The organism is Caulobacter sp. CCH9-E1 (assembly GCF_001556515.1).
Lineage (GTDB): Bacteria > Pseudomonadota > Alphaproteobacteria > Caulobacterales > Caulobacteraceae > Caulobacter.
On sequence record NZ_LSJA01000343.1, the window covers coordinates 1 to 530 of the forward strand.

The 530-nt window shown below is 67.4% G+C and carries 1 protein-coding gene; it reads right to left on the reverse strand.

Going from position 1 to position 530, the window contains the following annotated elements; translation table 11 throughout:
• A partial coding sequence (locus tag AX690_RS19605) for a nucleotide sugar dehydrogenase (protein WP_156449732.1) occupies positions 1 to 530 on the reverse strand: 530 nt, incomplete at both ends.

The following is a 530-nucleotide window of genomic DNA, read 5'->3' on the forward strand; positions in this document are numbered from 1 at the left end:
TTCGGTCAGGATGACCAGGGCGTCGGCGCCCTCGGCGGCTTCGTAGGCGCCGGCCCTGAAGTCGACGCCGTCCAGCATGTGGGCGGCCTCCTTGGCGCCTTCCGGATCGAAGGCTTGGACCTTGGCTCCCATGGCCTGCAGGGCCGGCAGGATGTCGAGGCTGGGCGCGTCGCGCATGTCGTCGGTGTTGGGCTTGAAGGTCACGCCCAGCACCCCGATCGTCTTGCCGGCCAGGTCGGTCGAGCCGATGGCGTCGGCGACCTTCGTGGCCATGGCCTTCTTGCGCGCGTCGTTGACCTCGACCGTGGTCTCGATCAGCCGCGTCGGCGCGCCGTACTGCTGGGCGGTCTTGACGAGCGCGATGGTATCCTTCGGGAAGCAGCTGCCGCCATAGCCGGGGCCGGCGTTGAGGAACTTGCCGCCAATGCGCTTGTCGAGACCGATGCCCTTGGCCACCGACTGGACATCGGCGCCGACCTTCTCGCAGAGGTCGGCCATCTCGTTGATGAAGGTGATCTTCATCGCCAGGA